The organism is Enterobacter sp. R-1.6.2 (assembly GCF_035064085.1).
Classification (GTDB): domain Bacteria; phylum Pseudomonadota; class Gammaproteobacteria; order Enterobacterales; family Enterobacteriaceae; genus Enterobacter; species Enterobacter asburiae_B.
This window is the reverse complement of the sequence record NZ_JASEYI010000107.1, coordinates 1-1,025: the sequence shown is the minus strand read 5'-3', so window position 1 is coordinate 1,025 and position 1,025 is coordinate 1. Positions and strand designations below refer to the sequence as shown.

1 protein-coding gene and 1 pseudogene are annotated in these 1,025 nt (G+C 48.9%); one reads left to right on the top strand and one right to left on the bottom strand.

The window, feature by feature from the left end; genetic code table 11:
• Positions 1-110: 110 nt before the first annotated feature.
• Positions 111-566 carry a phage tail protein gene (locus tag QMN93_RS26005; protein WP_226852917.1) on the bottom strand — a complete coding sequence of 152 codons (456 nt, stop codon included), beginning with the start codon at positions 564-566 and terminating at the stop codon, positions 111-113.
• An 89-nt stretch (positions 567-655) separates the two neighbouring features.
• On the opposite strand from QMN93_RS26005, the pseudogene QMN93_RS26000 reads away from it, so the two are divergent.
• A pseudogene (locus QMN93_RS26000) lies at positions 656-949 on the top strand (recombinase family protein); the annotation flags it as partial.
• Positions 950-1,025 lie beyond the last annotated feature (76 nt).

Below are 1,025 nucleotides of genomic sequence, written 5' to 3'. Positions count from 1 at the left end.
TGAATGGGTTCATGTGCAGCTCCATCAGCAAAAGGGGATGATAAGTTTATCACCACCGACTATTTGCAACAGTGCCGCAATAAGTTCGTTATTTAATTCTGCTGTTCCCATTATGCGGCCCTCACGATGTAGTTAAATGCGATGTTGCGCGGACGGGTTTCCGTCGCAGAACGCGCTACAAGGGATGAATCAAAGACAAGATCGACCCCCTGATAATCGGCATTCTGAGCGTTAGTATTTGGGTAAATGTTACTTCCGCGCTTAAAAATTCCGCTGACATTAGACGTGCTGCTATTCACGAAGCCAGTTGCCGCGCCGTTACTTGCTGAACCAGTCATTTTTTGAAGGGCATCAAGCTGCAAAGAAAGCAGCGTTCGACCACTATCAATCCCACGCACGTCATCCCAGCCACGGATAAACTCCCCGCGCAGGTCTGGTAATTTGAGTGCGGGAAAGGCAAGTGCCAGATTCGGATATTGGGAAGCCGTGAACGCCGCTCCGTTGCATTTAAGCCACCCCGTCGGTGGAGTTGCTGACGGCCACGGAACGGGTACACCGACAGGCAAAGCTGACCCTTCTCCCAAACCAAGGTTTTCGAAAATGCGTGTTTATCCATTAAATGGCATGATTTCCGGTTTTGACGGAGAGAAATACCATGCTTATTGGATACGTACGCGTGTCAACAAATGAACAAAACACCGCCTTACAGTGTGACGCGCTGCAGCGTTCAGGATGTGAGCTCATTTTTGAAGATAAAATCAGCGGTAAATCGACAAATAGACCGGGACTCAATCGAGCTCTCAGACAACTTAATGCGGGCGATACTCTCGTTGTATGGAAACTTGATCGGCTCGGGCGCAGTATGCGCCACCTCGTTTCAATGACCGAGGAACTACGCCAGCGAAGCATCAATTTCCGTAGTTTGACTGATAGCATTGATACCTCAACGGGCACTGTTGCAAATAGTCGGTGGTGATAAACTTATCATCCCCTTTTGCTGATGGAGCTGCACATGAACCCATTCA